This is a genomic window from Chlorogloea sp. CCALA 695, assembly GCF_003003885.1.
Classification (GTDB): domain Bacteria; phylum Cyanobacteriota; class Cyanobacteriia; order Cyanobacteriales; family Chroococcidiopsidaceae; genus Aliterella.
On record NZ_PVWN01000025.1, the window covers coordinates 1 to 19,707 of the forward strand.

Consider the following 19,707-nt stretch of genomic DNA (forward strand, 5'->3'; position numbering starts at 1 on the left):
ATTAGTCCGCTTTCTGTAAAGCTGTCTTTGAATCCATCTCTCAAGGTCGTTGAATCTGCAAAACCTCGAATATTGAAGTTATCGATAGTACCGCCGAAGTTGTTTCCCGAAAATACGCCGCTAACATTTCGCAACGCTTCTTCTAACCGAGTCACCTGGCGATCTTCTAAAACCTGTCGCGGTACTACCTGAATAGATTGAGGAATATCGCGGATTGGCGTATCTGTTCTAGTGACTGTGGTTGCTTCAGGAATATTGTAGCCGTCTTCTTGTCTCCCCGTAACCAGAATTTCCGGTATTTCCTCTGGTTCCTCCGGGGGTGTTGTAGAGGGTTGTGACGGCAGTGTTTGTGCTTCCTCTAATCCTGTACTTGGTTCTGCCGAGGGTGTTGCAGAAGGCTGTGACGGCGGTGTTTGCGCTGTACTTGCCGTTGGCACAATGCCAAAAATTAAACCCTCCTCGCCGTCAAATAACTCAATTTGTGGTGCGGCATTTTCTCCGTTTACTGTGACGCGGATAGTATTAGCATCAGAGTTAGTAATGCTTACGCCAGCAATTCCCCTAACAGGTTTGTCTTGATTGAATACCGTCCCAGAGGGTAAGCGCAATTGAGCGTTTTTGATATCGGCAATAAAACTATTTCCCTCACTCCCCTCGACAACTTCCAATTTTTCGCTGTTGGGAGACTGCAATATTAGCTCAATTCCAAGCTCGGTAGGGTTGATTTTAACTCCAGTAATTTTTACTACTGCTGGTGTTTGTGCTAACTGAGTAGGAGTTGCGATTACTTTTTGTCGATCTTGTCCCTGTACTCGCTTTGTTTTTACCTCCTGAGCAAGGGCGGAATCGATCGCCAATACCCCAGCTAAACCTGAAACCAATAGCATCTGAAGTAACTTCTGTAGCTCCACTTTTAAACCCCAAACTTAACTGTCCTTCATTAGCCGTAGTCAATCGGTACTTATTGAATAGTCTTGGCACTACTTAGGCTAGTAGACTCAGAGTTTATTGCAAATAATACTTATCACGGTCAAAAGTGATTATTGCAAACTATTTGCATTTTTAAAAGTAGGCAACCAAGAATAAATTTAAAGTTACGCTGGAAAATTGAGCTAAGTTTTTAGAACATAGTAAGTAGAACTATTGCATAGCAAGACTTTTGAGGTTTTAGACTCAATTGTAATAAAAAGCTAATTTGTTTTCATTTAAACAAATTATTATTTTTTTGAGCTGATAAACGAATTGACATCTATCTTTAGACGTAAATAAGTATAATCTATTAAAAAATGCAGACACATCTTATTGCAAATATTTGTAAATATATAGAGGTTAAATGTGACTAAACTAATAAAGTAATTTTGTACAATTGAGAAGTAGTAGCAATAAAAACTTAGATTAGCACTCAGATAAATATTTCCGCTCCAGAGCGGTTTACCGTGCCAATTACTGCACAAGAAGTCTATAACTAAGTCGTTCGGAGCTTGCCATCAACCGACGAGTAGTTACGTAGCGATTGCCACATTGCCTGTTAAAATGGTTAGTAGGTTATCAGAGTGCTTACTGCTGCCCAATTAGAGACTTTATATCCCGTCGGCTATTAACTGATATACATCATCCTTCAGCCCATACATCTCATTTGTGTTGATAATCCGACTCGTAACGTTTATACATTGGCTGGATATAACGCAGAAATTGAGTTTCAAATCTTACCCCATGGGGGTTTGCGGATGAGCCGAGCTAATTATGATGCAATGTCTAAGGCTGAGTTGAAGCAATATTTTCTTACTCATCGTGGCGATCGCGCTGCTTTACAAGCATACTTAGATAGAATCAATGAGCGTCCCCTGATAGTTATTGCTCATCTTAGCGATCCTGATTTTGATGAAAAAGTCCAAGCCGCGATTCGCCAAAAACTTGAAAAAGCTACTTGTAGCGATCGTGTTTAGCTGATATTTAAAGCCTTTGCATCGCCAAAACCAAGATAACCGCGTGGGGTAATCATCCAATTATTGTGAGTGCGAGTAGTTTGGTTGCCAATTAATACTGTAGTCAACATATCAACAGATGTATCGAGTAATTTATCTAAAGTAGTTAGAGTAATTTGCTCATCGGGGCGATAGGCAGAACGAACGATCGCAACAGGGGTACTTGGATCGCGGTATTGTAAGAAAATGGCTGTTGCGCTCGCTAATTGTTGGGTGCGAGTTTGCGACTTAGGATTGTACAAAGCTGTAATAAAATCGGCTTGGGCGGCGGCGGTAAGCCGTTTTTCGATGGTTTCCCAAGGTGTAAGTAAGTCGCTTAAGCTAATAGCACAAAAATCGTGCATTAAAGGCGTTCCCACGCGAGAAGCAGCAGCTTGTAAAGCACTAATTCCCGGAAATAGCTGGACGCTGGGGGTTTTTCCATCCCAGTTAGCTGCTTGCAATTGTTCCATTACTATCCCCGCCATCCCATAAATACCGCTATCGCCGGAAGATACTACAGCCACCGTTAAACCCCAATTTGCAAGCTCTATAGCTCGTTCGGCGCGTTGGCGTTCCTGGGTAATGGGCATTGCTTCAATAATTTGCTCTTTTTGCAGTAAGGGGGCAATTAAATCTATATACAACGAATAACCAATAACTACATCAGCAGATGCGATCGCAATTTGCGCTGCGGGGGTAATTTGGTCTAATTGTCCTGGCCCCGTACCAACTAGCAATAGTTTACCTGTACGCCCAGTATATTCTTGTGCTGAAAGTGCGATCGCAATTGTTACCGCACCCATAGATTTAAAAATCTGTTTAGTAACTAATAGGGTTTGACTACCAGAAGCACTCAAAGCGGCGGCTTCGGCAACGCTGGGGGTTCCAACTTCCGATTTAACGACTTGCGAAGGGTTTGGAACAGTAACAGCGCTTAAAACCTCTTTACTAAAGGTAATTAAAGGTAAATCCCGTTCTTGGCATAGTTCAAGTAATCCCACTTCATCAGCTTTTATGTCGATAGTTGCAATCCCGGCGATCGCACTTTCTGCTAACTCATACTCTAAAAATACCTTTGTAATAGCCTTTGCGATCGTTTCAGTAGGCGTTCCACGTTCGCAGCCAATCCCCACCCACAAAACTCGCGGATGCCACTGTATATACGGATTTAATACAGGTTCAACAGTTCGAGCAGTAATATATATTTGGGCTTGGGGCGATGGGGAATCGTTAAAACTATAAGCTTTTTGCCACAAGGTAGAACCTGCTTCTTGAATCACTTGTACTGATTCACCCCGCGCTACCACCGCACTTACACCCGTCCAATCGCCGCCACCACGTCGCCAACCAAAGGGAACTCCTAACATATCTATAGCAGGAAGCCCCAAAGACGAGGAAACTCCTGTTAATACTGGGGTTGCACCGATTAATTGAGCAATTAATGTTGTTAATTTATCAGCACCGCCTTGATGTCCGCTACATAGGCTAATTACAAATTTACCCGCTTCATCTACTACTATCACCGCCGGATCGGTTGATTTATGCTGCAATAAAGGAGCAATTAACCTGACGACAGCCCCCGTTGCTAAACAAAATACTAATGCTTGCTGTGTTTCCCACAAAGTAGCTACATGAGTTTTTAAATCTCCCTTATATATTTTCGCTGCGGCAATATTGGCGAAAGATTCGGGAACCCAAAGCTGCGCGCCGATAGTATGACATAAAGGCTGTAAAGTTTTGGTAGCATTCGGAGTAAGTGCGATCGCAGCTATCGATTGATTCATCAAATTACCTATATTCCATAAACGAAGGGCGCACTACTCAAGTACGCCCCTAAACAATTGTCTTTAAATTAGTAGCTAGTTAGGTAACTCACTTCTTAAAAAGGAAGACTTCAAAACTTTTCCCTCTTTGTTGACGTGGGTTAGGGGGGATCTTTACTCGCTGACAACTTCCTTTAAATTAGCTGCCGTTTTCAAAGTGCTAACAATCGAAGGTTGCAATATTGGCGTATTGGCAACAGAATTATTAGCCAAAGTAAACAACGGATTAGACAAAATCCCCGCTAAAGAAGTCGCTACCAAAGTCAAGATTAAACATACTTGTATTGGGCGCATTCCGGGCAAATCCCAGCGAATTTCGGGATAATTCTTCACCGATTCCGACATTTCTTGAGGTTCTTTGACTACCATCATCCTAACTACGCGGATGTAATAGTAAATCGAAATTACCGTAGTTACAAGACCTAGCAAAACTAACCAATATTGCCCAGCTTGCCAACCTGCCCAGAATAGGTAAATTTTCCCAAAAAAACCAGCCAAAGGCGGAATCCCACCCAACGACAGCAAGCAAATACTTAAACCCAAAGTCAAAAGCGGATCTTTTTGGTATAAACCAGAGTATTCGCTAATTTGGTCAGTTCCCGTGCGTAAAGAAAAGAGAATCACGCAGCAGAATCCGCCCAAATTCATAAATAGGTAAATTATTAAGTAAAATACCATACTAGAATAACCAGCTTCCGTCCCTGCAATCAAGCCAATCATCACAAAGCCAGCTTGAGCAATGGAAGAATAAGCCAGCATTCGTTTCATGCTAGTTTGAGCTAGGGCGACAACATTACCCAAAACCATACTAAGTACAGCAAGGGCGGTAAATACAAATTGCCACTCGGCGGTAATTAGCGGAAAAGCTGTTGTCAAAAGCCGAATTGCTAAAGCAAAACCCGCAGTTTTTGAACCTACCGATAAAAAAGCAATAACTGGAGTTGGTGCGCCTTCATAAACGTCTGGTGTCCATTGGTGGAAAGGTGCAGCAGATATTTTAAAGCCAATTCCGGCAATTACAAATACTAAAGCAATTAGCAATCCTAAAGATTGTTCGCCGTTGATGTTGGGAATATTAGCCGCAATAATATCTAACTGGGTTTCTCCGCCGGAAAGCCCGTACAGTAAAGAGACTCCGTACAAAAATACTGCGGTACTCGAAGCGCCAATTAGCAAATATTTCAACGCGGCTTCATTTGATCGCGGATCGCGCTTAGTGTAACCTGCCATCAAGTACGATGAGATACTCAGAGTTTCTAGGGAGATGAAAATCATTACAAGTTCGTTCGCCCCAGAAAGGAACATTCCCCCCAAAGTCGCACTCAGCATAATTGTAATAAATTCAGCTAACGCCGTACCCGATTGCTCAATGTAGCTAATTGACATCAAAATTGTGACGGCGGTAGATAAAACAATAATCCCGCGAAAGACAATACTTAAGTCATCGCTATTGAATGCACCCAAAAAGCCGATGGGGTTGGGATTATCCCATTGCCAGTATAAAGCTGCGATCGCACTTAATAATCCGGCGATCGCTCCGTAGGGAATCCAACGCGCAGCACTGCGCCCCCCAATTAAGTCACCGACTAAAACCACCAGAAGGGTAGCAATAATTATCCCTTCAGGTAAAATTGTCCCAGCGTTCAACTGGGCTGCAAGCGTGGCAAAATCCATACTTTGTATAGGCTGCCGTTATCAGGCATAAAAACTAACCGTGTTTATTGTATTGTCTCTCCAACGGATTAGGGACATTTTGTTGATTTATTTCTGCAATGTTTATCCTCAAACTTAGCGATTTTACCTTTAGCAATCTAAAAAACCTTAAACCCTTACCAAGTCTGCAAGGAATTTTGACACCATTTACAAAACTCCTAAAAAGCATAGCTGGCAGCAATTGCACGCCCATTCTCTACCCCTAGTTGTAGGCACTAACTGTAAATATAGGTTAAAGATTGAAATAACTTACTTTAAATAAATATTATCCGCTTAAAAAATTCTCTCTCTTGACAACAGGAGGGAAATTCTTTAATCCTTGGACTTATTAGCCTCGTTGCTACTTGCTCAAAAAGTTCCCATGCCAACCCTCGTTATTGTTGAATCTCCGACTAAAGCCCGTACTATTCGCAATTATTTACCCGCAGGCTACCGCGTGGAAGCTTCGATGGGACACGTGCGTGATTTGCCCCAATCGGCTAGTGATATTCCGGCGGCAGTAAAGTCGGAAAAATGGGCTAATTTGGGGGTGAATGTAGAAGCGGATTTTGAACCTCTGTACATCATCCCCAAAGATAAGAAAAAAATTGTTACTCAACTAAAAGAGGCACTCAAAACTGCCGATGAATTGATACTTGCCACTGATGAAGACCGAGAAGGGGAGAGCATAAGTTGGCATTTATTGCAAATATTAAAGCCAAAAGTACCCATCAAACGGATGGTGTTTCATGAAATTACCTCCGAAGCAATTAAAAAAGCCTTAAAAAATTGCCGCAATATTGACGAGCAAGTAGTCCGCGCTCAAGAAACTAGACGAATTTTAGATCGTTTGGTAGGCTACACTTTATCGCCCTTGCTGTGGAAAAAAATAGCTTGGGGACTGTCTGCCGGACGAGTACAATCGGTAGCAGTATTGTTGCTAGTAATTCGAGAACGTCAACGCCGCGCTTTTCGCCAAGGTAGTTATTGGGATTTGAAGGCAACTTTAGAAAGAGAAAAAACCCCTTTTAGTGCCGTATTAACAACTCTTGCAGGCACGAAAGTAGCCACAGGTAGTGATTTTGATGAAGCAACAGGGCAAATTATCGCTGGGCGCAAAGTAACGCTACTTAGCGAAACAGAGGCGCGAAATCTCCAAAAACGTCTAAAAGGTAAGCCTTGGCAAGTAACCGGGTTAGAGGAGCGTCCTGTCACCCGCAAACCAGCCCCACCCTTTACTACGTCTACATTGCAACAAGAATCTAACCGCAAACTGCGATTATCAGCACGGGATACAATGCGGACGGCGCAAAGTTTGTACGAGCAAGGGTACATTACCTATATGAGGACAGATTCGGTGCATTTATCCGCCGAAGCGATCGCCGCGTCCCGTAGTAGTGTAGAAAAACTCTATGGTAAAGAGTATCTTAGCCCCGCCCCTCGGCAGTATACAACCAAAAGCAAAGGCGCTCAAGAAGCCCATGAAGCCATCCGTCCGGCGGGTAATACTTTTCGCACTCCTCAAGAAACAGGTTTAAGCGGTAGAGAAGCGTCTTTATACGATTTGATTTGGAAGCGGACAGTAGCAAGTCAAATGGCTGATGCGAGACAAACCCAAGTATCTGTGCAAACTAAAGTAGAAGATGCTGGTTTTCGTTCGAGTGGCAAACGAATTGATTTCCCTGGGTTTCTCCGCGCCTATGTAGAAGGTTCTGATGACCCCAATGCGGCGTTAGAAAATCAAGAAGTAATCTTACCAGCTTTGAAGGTAGGCGACTCTCCAGATTGTACTAAACTAGACGCGGTAGGTCACGAAACCCAACCCCCCGCTCGTTATACCGAAGCTTCATTAGTCAAAACTCTAGAAAGTGAAGGCATTGGGCGACCTAGCACCTATGCAAGTATTATTGGCACAATTATCGATCGCGGTTACGCCCAGTTGACAAATAATGCTTTAATTCCCACTTTTACCGCTTTTGCTGTCAGCGCCTTATTAGAAGAACACTTCCCCGATTTTGTAAATACTAGCTTTACGTCAAAAATGGAGCAAACTTTAGATGATATCGCAACGGGAGAAGTTAAATGGTTGCCTTACTTGCGCCAATTTTATTCTGGAGACAAAGGATTAGAAACTTTAGTTAAAGAAAGAGAAAGCCAAATTGACCGAACTAAAGCTACAACTGTACAGTTAGACGATTTAGAAGTCAAAGTCCGCATTGGTAAGTTTGGCCCCTACGTTGAATCAAATAACGGGAATGGAACAGTTACAGCTTCAATACCACCAAACTTGACTCCCGGCGATATCAGTTCCGAACAAGTGGAAGCGCTGTTAAAAGGGCCAAATAAAGTTGGTCAGCATCCCGATACGGGAGAAACAATTTATCTTAAAATTGGCAGCAATGGCTATTACTTGCAGTTGGGCGAACCTTCCGAGGAAAACAAAAAACCTAAAACTGCTTCATTACCTGCGGGTGTGACTCCTGAAAATGTGACTTTAGAAATAGCTGTTAATCAATTAGCTTTACCTCGCGCTTTGGGGGTTCATCCGGCTACTAATGGTAAAATCCAAGCAGGACTCGGCAAGTTTGGGCCTTTTATTGTCCATAATCAAAGCAAGGATGAGAAAGACTACCGCAGTCTTAAAGGTACTGATGATGTATTTACAATTTCTTTAGAACGAGCTTTAGAGATTTTGTCAGAACCAAAAAAAGCTGGGCGAAACAAGTCTAAGCAAGCTTTAAAAGAGTTGGGTTCTCATCCGGTGGACAATGAACCTGTAAATATCTACGATGGCCCCTATGGTGCGTATATCAAGCACGGCAAAGTTAATGTCGGTTTAGCTGAAGGTCAAACTGTTGAAACAACCACCTTAGCTATGGCTTTAGAGTTATTGGCGACTAAAAAACCTGCCAGTACCCGCACTACTAAAGCTAAGTCTACAACTACTACTAAAAAGACTACAACAACTAGGTCTAAAGCTAAATCAAGTTCAAAACTATAGGCTATGCGATCGCCTTATTGTCATAATAAAGAGCGATCCATCACATTACTCCTGAAAAAATGACAACTTACAACGCGCTTACAAGCCGTGAATGGTGGGCGCAACGCTGGTTAGATTTATTAGACTCCTACCGCTTCAAAAAGCGTCTAGAACGGGCGAGAAACTACTCAAGACAAGGAAACGTCCTTAGCATCAAGTTTCAGGGCGCTAAAGTGACAGCCGAAGTCCAAGGAACAGAAGTAGAACCTTATCAAGTTTCTTTGTCTTTAGAGTCTTTTACAGAAGAACAGTGGGGTTTTGTGATTGAAACAATGTCCCATCGAGCATTTTTTGCCGCCAAATTGTTAGCGGGAGAAATGCCCCAAAATATTGAAGAAGTATTTACAAGTAACGGCGTATCGCTATTTCCGTTTAGTTTGAGCGATATTCGTAGCAAGTGTTCTTGTCCTGATAAAGCTAACCCTTGCAAGCATATAGGCGCAGTATATTATCAATTGGGCGATCGCTTTAGCGAAGATCCCTTTGTCTTATTTCAACTGCGCGGTAGTTCTAAAGACAAAATTATCGCCTCTTTGCGCCAGCTACGCAGTCATAGCAATATTGAAGAAACTCCCGAAATTAACAGCAATTGCGCTCCTAATCGTTCTCCTACCCTAACTATTGCTCAATTTTGGCGCTATGACCGCCCTTTAGATCCTAATTTAGTTGTAATTGCACCCCCCGTCAGCAGCGAATCAATATTAGATATATTAGGGCCCATACCGCTATCGATAGATGGGACAGGAAACTCTAACTTTGATGCTACAGTCTCAGAAGCTGCGATCGCCTATTTAAGTAATGCCTACGAACAAGTTAGCCAAAAAGCCGCAATTTCGGCGATGAATCTGTAAAGCAGATGCGAGGATTCTACTCGTCCAGTAAACTAGAAATTCTAGTCCTATAATTGCTCTTACTATGCCTGATTTTTTAAGACTTGAGGATGCGGTTGAATTTGCTGAAAACCCAGAACCCCGTTGTCCGTGCGTATTGTTACTAGATACTTCTGGTTCAATGCAAGGAGAGGCAATTAACGCCTTAAATGAGGGATTGAAAACCTTTAAGGAAGAACTAAACCGCGACAACTTAGCCAAAAAGCGAGTTGAAGTAGCAATTATTACCTTTAATAGCGATGTAAATATCGTCCAAGATTTTATTACCGCCGACCAATTTGACCCACCAACCCTCAAAGCCCAAGGCTTGACAGTCATGGGTTCGGCTATTCATAAAGGTCTAGATATGGTAGCTAGTCGCAAAGCCCAGTACAGCGCCAACGGGGTAGCTTATTATCGCCCTTGGGTATTTTTAATTACTGATGGCGAACCTCAAGGTGAACCCGATAGTCTCATAGAACAAGCCGCACAACGCATTAAAGAAGATGAAGATAATAAGCGTGTAGCTTTCTTTGCTGTCGGTGTAGAAGGAGCAAATATAACTCGCCTTTCGCAAATTGTTACCCGTAGTCCTTTAAAGTTAGTCGGTTTAAACTTTCAAGAGATGTTTATCTGGCTTTCTGCAAGTATGCAGCGCGTATCGCAATCAAGAATGGATGAGCAAATACCTCTACCTCCTCCTGGTTGGGGCATTATTTGAGTTTTGGGATGGGAGGATATCTAACTTCTTTCCCCGCCAATCCAAACAGGGAAACAATTTTTATGGCGCTTCCTTTCTGTCTTCCTGCTCCACTAAAGGTAAGATAGGTTTTAGAGTTTTTCGTAGCTCGAAAAACTCTGCTTTATCAAAGGGCATGACAGAAATAGGATAACTATTAGCAGTCATATTTAAACTTTGCTCTATTGATGTATCATCTAAACTTTCAGCTACTTGTACTTGCTGTTTTAAACTATGCTCTAGTGATGTGCCATCTAAACTTTCAGCTACTTGTACTTGCTGTTCTAATTGTTGTGTGGAAGATACCAAACCACTCAAACCATCAACGATTTGGCGGACGTTTTGGCGAAACTTAGGATCTCCCGTTAGTTCGTCTAAATCGGAAGTAATTTTTTGGGCATTAGCAAAAGTTACCCGTGCCGAGTCTAAAGTTTGCTGCAATAACAATATATTACTAGGGTCGTTTAGCGCGTTAGAAGCATTGCGGAGGTTTACCGAAGCTTCCGCAGCGTTAGCCGATAGGGTTTCTAAGTTTTGGATTAGTTGCCCTTGGTTAAAGCGATTTAGAGTTGGGGATAATCCGCTAAAGGTTCCTTGCAACTGTTCGCTTGCCTGATTGAGATTATTTAGGGTAGTAACTAAAGTCGAGCGATTCGTGGTCACTAAATTATCGACATTATTTACTAAGCGATTGACATTAGCAGTTGTAGTATTTAGCCTGTCGGCAGTAGTGCCAAATTGAGTGATAGTTTTACTGCTAGAAGCGCTAATCTCATTGGCGGCTTGCTGTACTGAAGTTGCCGCCGTAGAGAATGTTCCTAATTGCTGGCGAGTAGACTTTGATAATCCTTCAAGTTCGCGGGTAAGTTGGGTTACTCCCGCCGCCGCAACGGCAGCATTATTTACGGCTGTATTAAGGTTTGTGTATAGTTTTTCATTGCCGTAGATACTGGCAAAATTGGTAGAAGAACGAATCAGCGCATCTAGACTAACGCCAATTTTACCTTGGAGCTTAGAGCCGTTACAAATAATTAAATTACGATCGCAATTTTCATCTAGAGGTTTAGCAACAACTAATTGCGGCGGTAACTGACCTTGGGGAGTAATATCAATACTAACCTCGCTAATTAAACCCGATTGATTAGCTTCAATTACAGCATTGCGGGGAATAATAATATCGGCAGGACTAATTTCTATTTCAACTTCTACGCCGTTTGCGCCTGGTTTAATTGCCGCGACACTACCTATATTTACCCCACGATAGCGCACGACTGCCCCGTTTTGGATGCCGCCGACATTGCTAAAAGAGACAATGGCTTTATAGGTGCGTTGATTTAGTTGTACTCCCCGCAGCCAAAGAATCGATCCGCCTAATATTGCTAATCCTAGGAGAATTAATAAACCAACAGAGCCTTCTCGAACTGTGCGCGATCGCATTAAACTATTCTCCTACCTATTAGCATTTTGCTTGCTTTGTCCGACCGGGGTAAAAGGCTGCTTCACCCAATAATATGAATGGGCCCTTCTACACTACCGCTCATAAATTGCTTAATCAACGGATGATCGGTAGTTTGAGTATCGTTTTGGGTTCCCTCCCATTGCACTTTACCCTGATATAAAAAGATGATGCGATCGGCAGTGCGGCGAATTGTACTATCTTGGTGAGTAACGATCGCATAGGTGCTACAAACTCCGTGGACGCACTGCAACTGACGGATCAAGTCTTCAATTACTGTAGAGGCAATCGGATCTAGTCCGGCGGTAGGTTCATCGTACAGTAACACCTCTGAGGCATCTTTGGGATTATTAGGGTTTGACATAATCGCCCGTGCAAAACTGACACGTTTACGCATTCCTCCCGATAACTCGGCTGGGTAACGGCTACCAGCGTCTCCTAAGCCTACCATTTCTAGTTTTTGCTTGACCAGTTCTTTGATGTGCGACTTTTTGAGGCGGGAATGCTGAAACAACGAAAATCCCACGTTTTCCTCTACCGTCAGCGAGTCAAATAGGGCGGCTTGTTGAAATACCATGCCAATACCAATGGGATCGTTACCATCTTCTATTAATCCCGATCTTAAGTTTCCTTCTACATAGATTTCTCCCGCATCTGGCGCTAGTAACCCTGCTATAATCCGTAAAATCGTTGATTTACCCGTACCCGAAGGGCCGATAATTGCTAAGGCTTCTCCTCGGTAAAGTTTTAGATCGACATCATCTAAAATTACACTTTCTCCAAACTTTTTACTGATGCCTTTTAACTCAATGATTGGATCAGTAGTTTTAGGTAAGGGAGGTTCACTTGTGTTAATGTTCTGCATTTCACCTCATTACTGAAATCTGACAATTTTGGTATAGGGGGAGAAACTGCTGTTTAATTTTTCTTAATCGTCAGCTAGTAGAAAGTTACATCAGCGCGATCGCATCAATTTGGATAGTAACTGCAAAACGTTAAAAGCGGGTAATCGGACTCGAACCGACGACATTCAGCATGGGAAGCTGACGTTCTACCACTGAACTATACCCGCAAAACTGACTAATATTATACCACTATTTAGCGTCAGTTATTCTACAACTTGCTTTACTTTTGATTTTTTGCGCCAGCCATGCTTAAACTTTTTAAGTAGCCAGGATTGGAAACTATCTACATAAGTAAATAGGACTGGTACTACTACCAAAGTTAGCAGTGTAGAAGTTGTAAAACCGCCCATAATCGCAATGCCCATCGGACTGCGAACTTCAGCCCCCGCCCCCAATCCCAAAGCTAGGGGGATAGTTCCGGCTACAGTGGCGAGGGAAGTCATCAAAATTGGTCGGAGGCGCGATAACCCAGCTTCTATTAGTGCTTGACGCTGGGTTTTACCTTCTTCTAAGTTCATGAGGGTGTAATCTACTAACAAAATTGAGTTTTTGGTCACAATTCCCATTAATAAAACAATCCCAATTAGGGCGTAAAGTCCAAGGGCTTTTTGGGCAATCAATAAACCTAATAGCGCCCCACCCAAAGATAAAGGTAGTGCCACCATAATTGTAAGCGGGTGCAGGAAGTTATTGTATAACAGTACCAAAATGGCATATATACACATAATCGCCAAGGCTAAAGCGCCGCCAAAACGCCCAAAGATTTCTTGCATAATTTCCGCATCTCCCGCACTTTGGCGCACAACGTCAGGAGGCAAGCGATTTAAAGCTGGTAACTTGTCTACTGCTTTCACCCCATCGCCTAGAGCAATACCTTGTAAGTTCGCTTCTACAGAGATTTGACGGGATCTATCGTAGCGATCAATTTGCGCTGGGCCACTACCATAACGGATCTCTGCTACGGCGGTTAAAGGAACTAAAGTATTGTTTCCACCAGGTACGCGCAGATTTTTTAAAGTATTAATATCTTCCCTGGCAAATTCTGCAATTTGAACGCGGATGGGAATTTGGCGATCGCTTAGATTAAATTTAGCTAAGTTCGCTTCATTATCGCCAATAGTAGCTAAGGATGCTGTTTGAGCAATTGATTGAACTGTAACCCCCAAATCAGCAGCTTTTTCAGGATTGGGAATAATCAAAATTTCGGGTTTAACTAAGCTTGCAGTAGAAGCAACTTCTACTAATCCTGGTACGGTTCGCATTTGCTTTTCTAAATCATTAGCTACTTGTGTTAAAGCTTGCGGATTTTCGCTTTTGAGGACAATAGTTAAATCTTTTGAACTCCCCGCCGATCCTTGGCTTTGAAAACTAATTCTCGCCCCAGGAATTTTTTGCAGTTGGGGACGCATTTGTTGCTCGTATTCTACTTGAGATAATTCTCTTTCCGTTTTGGGTTTAAGGTTAACACTCAGCGTTGCCGAATCTATTTTTTGAGTAGTTAATATATTTTTAACGGCGGGATTAGCGCGGAGAATATCTGTAGCTTGGGCGGCTACTTTGCTTGTGTCTGCTAGAGTTGAGCCGGGAGGCAATTCAAGCGTAACTGTAGAGATACCTAAGTCACCGTTATCGACAAATCCTTGGGGAATGAGTGGAATTAGGGCTAAACTACCAATGAAAAAAGCGATCGCAATTAAGATAGTTGTCAACCGATGACTTAAAGCCCAACCTAGTAACTGTCTATAAGGTTGAAATCGCCGCCTGCTATTACGGGTTTCATCTTTTTGAATTTGCTTAGTTGTTTTGGCTTTAAACCAAGTAGCCCCTAACATCGGGGTAATAGTCCGCGCTACTAAGGTTGAAAAAATCGTTGAAACTGCAACTGTTACGCCAAAAGGTTGAAAAAATTGCCCAGGAATACCGCCCATAAAAGCCACAGGCAAAAATACTGCAATAATCGTTGCAGCGCTGGCTAATACCGCTAACCCAACTTCCGCCGCCGAGTCAAAAGCCGCTTGACGGGGAGTTTTGCCCATAGCGATATGCCTTTCCATATTTTCGACTTCAACAACGGTATCGTCTACCAAGTTGCCCACCGCCAACGCCAACGCCAGCAAAGTCATGTTGTTGAGGGTGTAGCCCAATGCTTGTTGGACAGCAAAAGTCGGCAGAATAGATAGAGGAAGTGCGATCGCTGTAATTAAAGTTGCCCGCCAATCGCGCAAAAATACTAAAATTGTCAGGACGGCTAGAGCAGAAGCTTGGATCAAGTCGTCAATGGTGCTTTCGTAAGATTCGCGGACAAAATCACCGCGCGTAAAAATTAATTCTAGTTTTACATCCCCAGCGAGGGTTTTTTGCAGCTTTTCTACAGCTTTAATAACTCCTTCTTCTACCGATACTAAGGTTGTACCTGTGCTACGCAGTACCGAAAAAGCAACTACGGGCTGATTATTGAGATAAGCTGCTGTCCTTTGTTCGCCAAAACTGTCTTCAACTTCCCCTAAACTAGCTAAAGGAACAAAGCTACCATTGGGTAGCACTATTTGATAGTTTTGCAATTCTTTAACTGTAGCGGCGCTACCGAGAGTGCGAATACTTTGTTCGCTACCGCCTACTTCGGTTCTTCCACCGGGTAAATTGACGTTAAAGGCGCGGAGTTGATCGTTTACTCCCGTTGCTGTAATTCCCAATGCTTGCAAGCGATCAGGATCGATATTTATTCTAATTTCTCTATCTACACCACCATCGCGGCGGATTTCGGCAACGCCTTTAACTGATAAAAGGGCGCGGCTAATTGTTTCGTCTACTAAATTGCTTAATTGCTCTACCGATTGTCGCTCAGACACTACGGCATAAGTCATAATTGGGCCGCCAGAAAATTCTAACCTTTGAATAATCGGCTCGTTAATGTCTTGGGGTAAATTTTGGCGAATTTGGGCTACAGCGTTGCGGACATCATTAGTAGCGCGATCGCTATCTGTCCCCAAATCAAAGTTAATAATTGTCGTGGAAACGCCATCGTTGACGGTAGAAATTGTATTATCAATGTTGCCTAAACCCGCTACCGCGTCTTCTATGGGCTTGGTTACTTGAAATTCTAATTCTGTGGGGCCCGCCCCTGGTTGGCTAACGGTGATGGAAACGGCAGGAACATCAATATTTGGATTGATATCAATTCCTAAACTTGTAAAGGAAAACCAACCAATAATTGTGAGAAATAAAAATAAAACTATTGTCGGTACGGGGCGACGAATTGACCAAGCAGAAAGGTTAAAATCCATCGTTATTTCCCTTGTACTACCTGGACTTTGTCGCCATCTTTGAGATAGCCAGCCCCCGCAACTACAACGCGATCACCTATTTTTAATCCGTTAACTATTTCGACATTGTTTTTGCCAATTACTTCCCCTACAGTGATTTTTTGACTTCGTACTATATCCCCATCAGTTAGCACAAAGGCGATCCCACTGCCGTCACTTTGAGGTAAAACAGCTTTAGCGGGTATAGCTATTCCTGGGACATTGGCGATCGTAATTGCTCCACTTGCGAACATTCCCGGACGCAATACTGTTGCTGGCAAATCTATTCTGACTGTAGCTTCGCGGCTTTGGGGATCTACAAGGGGCGCTATTTCCCTAACATTACCTTGCAAGCGCAGACGCGAATCTGCGTCGCTTGTAACTACTACTGGAGAGTTAATTTTTACTTGATTTAAGTTAGTTGCGGGTACCTTTGCCTGCAATTCTAAAGAGCCATTTTGAATAATTGAAAATATTTTTTGCGTACTATTAGCTACATCGCCAACTTGGGCTGTTTGTTCAGCAATTACCCCACTAGCGGGAGCGCGGACTATAGTTTGATCTAGTTGGGTTTGTTGTTGTTGGACACGGGCAATACTAATGCGAACATCGGCTTCGGCGCTGGCAATATTTGCCTGGGCGACACTAATCGCTTCTCGTGCAGTTGTAGCGGTAGTTGAACGGGTTTCTAATTCTTGACGACTAATTGCGCCAGCGTCAGCTAGTCCTTTATAACGTTGATAATTGCTGTTAGCTTCGGCTAAAGTAGCACGAGATTGAGCCAAAGAGGCTTGTCTTTGCCTAACTACGGCTCGATTGGATTCTACTTCGGCTTTTGCTTGAGAGATTTGAGTTTGCAGTACAGAACTATCTAAAACTGCTAGAGTTTGTCCGCTTTTTACAGAATCTCCTTCATCTACCAAAATCTGTTTAATTTGTAAACCTGTAGCTTGAGGCAAAACTGGGATTAAGTCGCGTGCGTTGACTGTACCTGTAACGCTAAGAGTACGGGCGACGGGGGTAAGCTCCGCCGATGCAATAGTTACGCTCATTGACGGCGCTAAATTCACACTTTGGGGCGTAACTGCGGGTTTAGTCGTGGGACGATTCATAATAGTCATCCCTAACCCTGTTAAACCAATCCCTAGCCCTGTACCTACTAATAACGGTACTAGCCAACCTCTAGAACTCTGAGGTGGTTGTGGGGTGGGAATAAGGTCTATTTCTACCTCTTGCTCAAATTCTTCTATTTGTTCCCTTTTTGGAATAGTTTTTTGACTTTCAGCGATATTTACAGTTTCAGTCACGCGATCGCCTACCCGTTATTTTATAAAAAACTTCGCACTCTAATTAATATATCTCAATATTTTTGCTTATTTGGGAAATCTATGCGTGTCACTAAAGGAGGAAATTAGGCTCAATACTTCTGGCGGGAAAAACAGCAAGATAGAATAAGTCGCAAAAATCAACCTTTTAACTTTTATGCAGCAAACAAGCGCTCCGATTACTAAAGATTTGGTGTTAATTGGTGGCGGTCACAGTCATGCGATCGCGCTGAGAATGTGGGCTATGAAGCCTCTAGAAGGGGTGAGAATAACGTTAATTACCGAGTCATCAGATACACCTTATTCAGGAATGTTACCCGGTCATATTGCCGGATTTTACACTTATGAAGAATGTCATATAAATTTGCGGAGTTTGGCTCAATTTGCCCAAGCGCAACTATATATTGATACTGTTGTGGGATTGGATTTGGTCAACAAACAAATTCTCTGCGCCCATCGTCCGCCTGTAAGTTTTGACCTATTATCTATAGACATTGGCAGCACTCCCGCCAGTGTAAATGTACCAGGTGCGGATAAGTATGCGATCGCAGCCAAACCTGTAGCCAAGCTTTTAACTCAATGGCAGCAAATAATTGAAGAAGTTAGCAGTACGTCTAAACCTATTAGTTTGGGGATTGTTGGCGGTGGTGCGGGGGGTGTGGAATTAGCTTTAGCAATGCAAGGAAATTTGCAACGATTAAGCACTAATGTAGCAATCCACTTGTTTCATCGGGAGGCGGAAATTATGCCTCACTATGGCGGTTGGGTGCGTCGCCATTTGCAAGCAATTTTGATAGAAAAGGGAATTAATTTACATCTGCAAGAAACTGTTATCGACGTACAACCAAATAAAATTAGTTGCGAGTCGGGACTTAAAGTAGAATGCGATCGCATTTTTTGGGTAACTCAAGCCTCTGCACCTAGCTGGATTAAGGAAAGCGGAATTGCTACCGATTCCCAAGGGTTTGTGCAAGTAAACGATTATTTACAGGCGGTTTCTCATCCTTTTATCTTTGCGGCGGGAGATATTGCCACAATGATTAATTATCCGCGTCCTAAAGCTGGCGTATTTGCCGTTAGACAAGGAAAACCTTTGTTTAATAACTTACAAAAAACTTTGTTAGCGGGGCGTTTACAGCCCTACAAGCCGCAAAAAACCTATTTAAGTTTAGTTGGAACGGGAGATGGAAAGGTGATCGCTTCTTGGGGCAATTTTGGCTTAGGTGCATCTGGTTTGCTATGGAATTGGAAAGACAAAATTGATCGTCAGTTTATGGATCGTTTTCACAAATTACCATCAATGTCTGAACCTATAGTAGAGATGCGTTGTGCGGGTTGCGGTTCTAAAGTGGGTAGTACGGTTTTAGAGCGTGTATTGCAACGATTAGAAAGAATTGAAAACACTCTAGATATTATTATTGGTTTAGATGCTCCCGATGATGCTGCGGTAGTAAAAGTACCTGAAAATAAATTAATGGTACATACTATTGACTATTTTCGCGCCTTAGTAAATGACCCGTTTATTTTTGGACAAATTAGCGCCAATCATTGTTTGAGCGATATTTTTGCGATGGGTGCAACTCCCCAAAGCGTACTTGCGATCGCATCTATCCCTTATGCGACTGAATCTATTGTTGAAGAAACTCTTTATCAAATATTATCTGGCGCTCTCAAAGTCTTAAATCAAGCCCAAATTCCTTTAATTGGCGGACACACTACCGCAGGCTTAGAATTAGGTTTTGGTTTATCTTGTAATGGGTTAGCAAGTCCGCACCAATTGCTTAAAAAATCTGGGATGCAACCAGAGCAATTATTAATATTAACTAAACCATTAGGTACAGGAACATTATTTGCCGCAGATATGCGTTTTCTCGCAAAAAATCAATGGATTGATGGCGCGATTGAGTCGATGCTATTGTCAAATCAAGGGGCGGCTACTTGTTTAATGGAATACGGAGTTACAGCTTGTACAGATATTACAGGTTTTGGATTACTTGGACACTTAATAGAAATGGTGAAAGCTTCTAACGTTAGTGTAGAATTAAACATTGATGCTATCCCAATATTAGAGGGAGCTAGAGAAACAACACAAAGGGGAATATTTAGTTCTTTGCATCCTGAAAATCTCCAATTTTCGCGTTACATCGACAATATAGAAAAAGTTTGCGACTGCTTAAATTATCCAATACTATTCGATCCGCAAACTTCTGGTGGCTTATTAGCAGCAATTGATAGTAAGAACGCAAACGCTTGCGTTACACAGTTACAAGCTTTGGGATATTCGCAAGCTACAATTATTGGTCGTGTTGTCCAGCATTCAAAAGATTATAGGGTACATCTCAATGCCTGAGTGCGATAGAGCCACAAGCTCGCAGAGCTTCGCCTTTTTGGTTGAGTTTGATTAAAAAGGCTTTGTTACTCACTTTTAATCTGTAATCTTCAGTAGAGTGTTGGACTTGGATTATTGGAATGATAACCATCGTTGCCATACTATCTCGCTATTTTCATAAAAGATATTCAGCCAATAATCAATTGAGCATTGCTACTACTTAAGACATAGATTTTACTTTGGACGTATCTTAGACATAA

12 protein-coding genes and 1 tRNA gene are annotated in these 19,707 nt (G+C 42.6%); 5 read left to right on the forward strand and 8 right to left on the reverse strand.

The window, feature by feature from the left end:
* A partial coding sequence (locus C7B70_RS27780; RefSeq protein WP_146134056.1) for an AMIN domain-containing protein occupies positions 1-887 on the reverse strand: 887 nt, incomplete at its 3' end.
* Positions 888-1,670: 783 nt separating this feature from the next.
* Here C7B70_RS27780 and C7B70_RS13995 point away from each other — a divergent pair.
* Positions 1,671-1,946: a hypothetical protein gene (locus C7B70_RS13995; protein ID WP_233220934.1), complete on the forward strand. Its 276-nt coding sequence runs from the start codon at positions 1,671-1,673 to the stop codon at positions 1,944-1,946.
* Here the strand turns inward: C7B70_RS13995 and cobJ are convergent.
* Positions 1,943-3,751, reverse strand: a complete 1,809-nt coding sequence (gene cobJ, locus C7B70_RS14000) for a precorrin-3B C(17)-methyltransferase (RefSeq protein ID WP_106369648.1) — start codon at positions 3,749-3,751, stop codon at positions 1,943-1,945. The genes C7B70_RS13995 and cobJ overlap by 4 nt on opposite strands.
* Positions 3,752-3,904: 153 nt before the next feature.
* Positions 3,905-5,464, reverse strand: a complete 1,560-nt coding sequence (locus C7B70_RS14005; RefSeq protein WP_106369649.1) for an NAD(P)H-quinone oxidoreductase subunit N — start codon at positions 5,462-5,464, stop codon at positions 3,905-3,907.
* 400 nt (positions 5,465-5,864) lie between these two features.
* Between C7B70_RS14005 and topA the strand changes: the two genes are divergently transcribed.
* The 3 genes from topA to C7B70_RS14020 all read left to right on the forward strand — a co-directional run bounded on the left by topA (position 5,865) and on the right by C7B70_RS14020 (position 10,112).
* Positions 5,865-8,483 carry a type I DNA topoisomerase gene (topA, locus tag C7B70_RS14010; RefSeq protein ID WP_106369689.1) on the forward strand — a complete coding sequence of 873 codons (2,619 nt, stop codon included), beginning with the start codon at positions 5,865-5,867 and terminating at the stop codon, positions 8,481-8,483.
* Between the two features lie 59 nt (positions 8,484-8,542).
* On the forward strand, positions 8,543-9,373 hold the full coding sequence (locus tag C7B70_RS14015; RefSeq protein ID WP_106369650.1) for an SWIM zinc finger family protein: 831 nt from the start codon (positions 8,543-8,545) through the stop codon (positions 9,371-9,373).
* A 64-nt stretch (positions 9,374-9,437) separates the two neighbouring features.
* A complete protein-coding gene (locus C7B70_RS14020; protein WP_106369651.1) occupies positions 9,438-10,112 on the forward strand; it encodes a VWA domain-containing protein in 675 nt (224 codons plus the stop codon).
* A gap of 60 nt (positions 10,113-10,172) precedes the next feature.
* On the opposite strand, the gene C7B70_RS14025 is transcribed toward C7B70_RS14020, so the two are convergent.
* The 5 genes from C7B70_RS14025 to C7B70_RS14045 form a co-directional block, all read right to left on the reverse strand.
* The gene (locus tag C7B70_RS14025) at positions 10,173-11,567 is read right to left on the reverse strand and encodes an MlaD family protein (RefSeq protein ID WP_106369652.1); all 1,395 of its coding nucleotides are present in this window, start codon (positions 11,565-11,567) and stop codon (positions 10,173-10,175) included.
* Positions 11,568-11,629: 62 nt separating this feature from the next.
* Positions 11,630-12,451: an ABC transporter ATP-binding protein gene (locus C7B70_RS14030; protein WP_106369653.1), complete on the reverse strand. Its 822-nt coding sequence runs from the start codon at positions 12,449-12,451 to the stop codon at positions 11,630-11,632.
* Between the two features lie 135 nt (positions 12,452-12,586).
* Positions 12,587-12,658 (reverse strand) — tRNA-Gly (locus C7B70_RS14035).
* 36 nt (positions 12,659-12,694) lie between these two features.
* Entirely contained in the window at positions 12,695-15,775 is a 3,081-nt protein-coding gene (locus tag C7B70_RS14040) for an efflux RND transporter permease subunit (RefSeq protein ID WP_106369654.1), read from the reverse strand.
* Between the two features lie 2 nt (positions 15,776-15,777).
* The gene (locus C7B70_RS14045) at positions 15,778-17,100 is read right to left on the reverse strand and encodes an efflux RND transporter periplasmic adaptor subunit (RefSeq protein WP_233220935.1); all 1,323 of its coding nucleotides are present in this window, start codon (positions 17,098-17,100) and stop codon (positions 15,778-15,780) included.
* Positions 17,101-17,275: 175 nt separating this feature from the next.
* Between C7B70_RS14045 and selD the strand changes: the two genes are divergently transcribed.
* Positions 17,276-19,468, forward strand: coding sequence for a selenide, water dikinase SelD (selD, locus tag C7B70_RS14050; RefSeq protein ID WP_106369655.1), 2,193 nt, complete (start codon positions 17,276-17,278; stop codon positions 19,466-19,468).
* Positions 19,469-19,707: the final 239 nt, after the last annotated feature.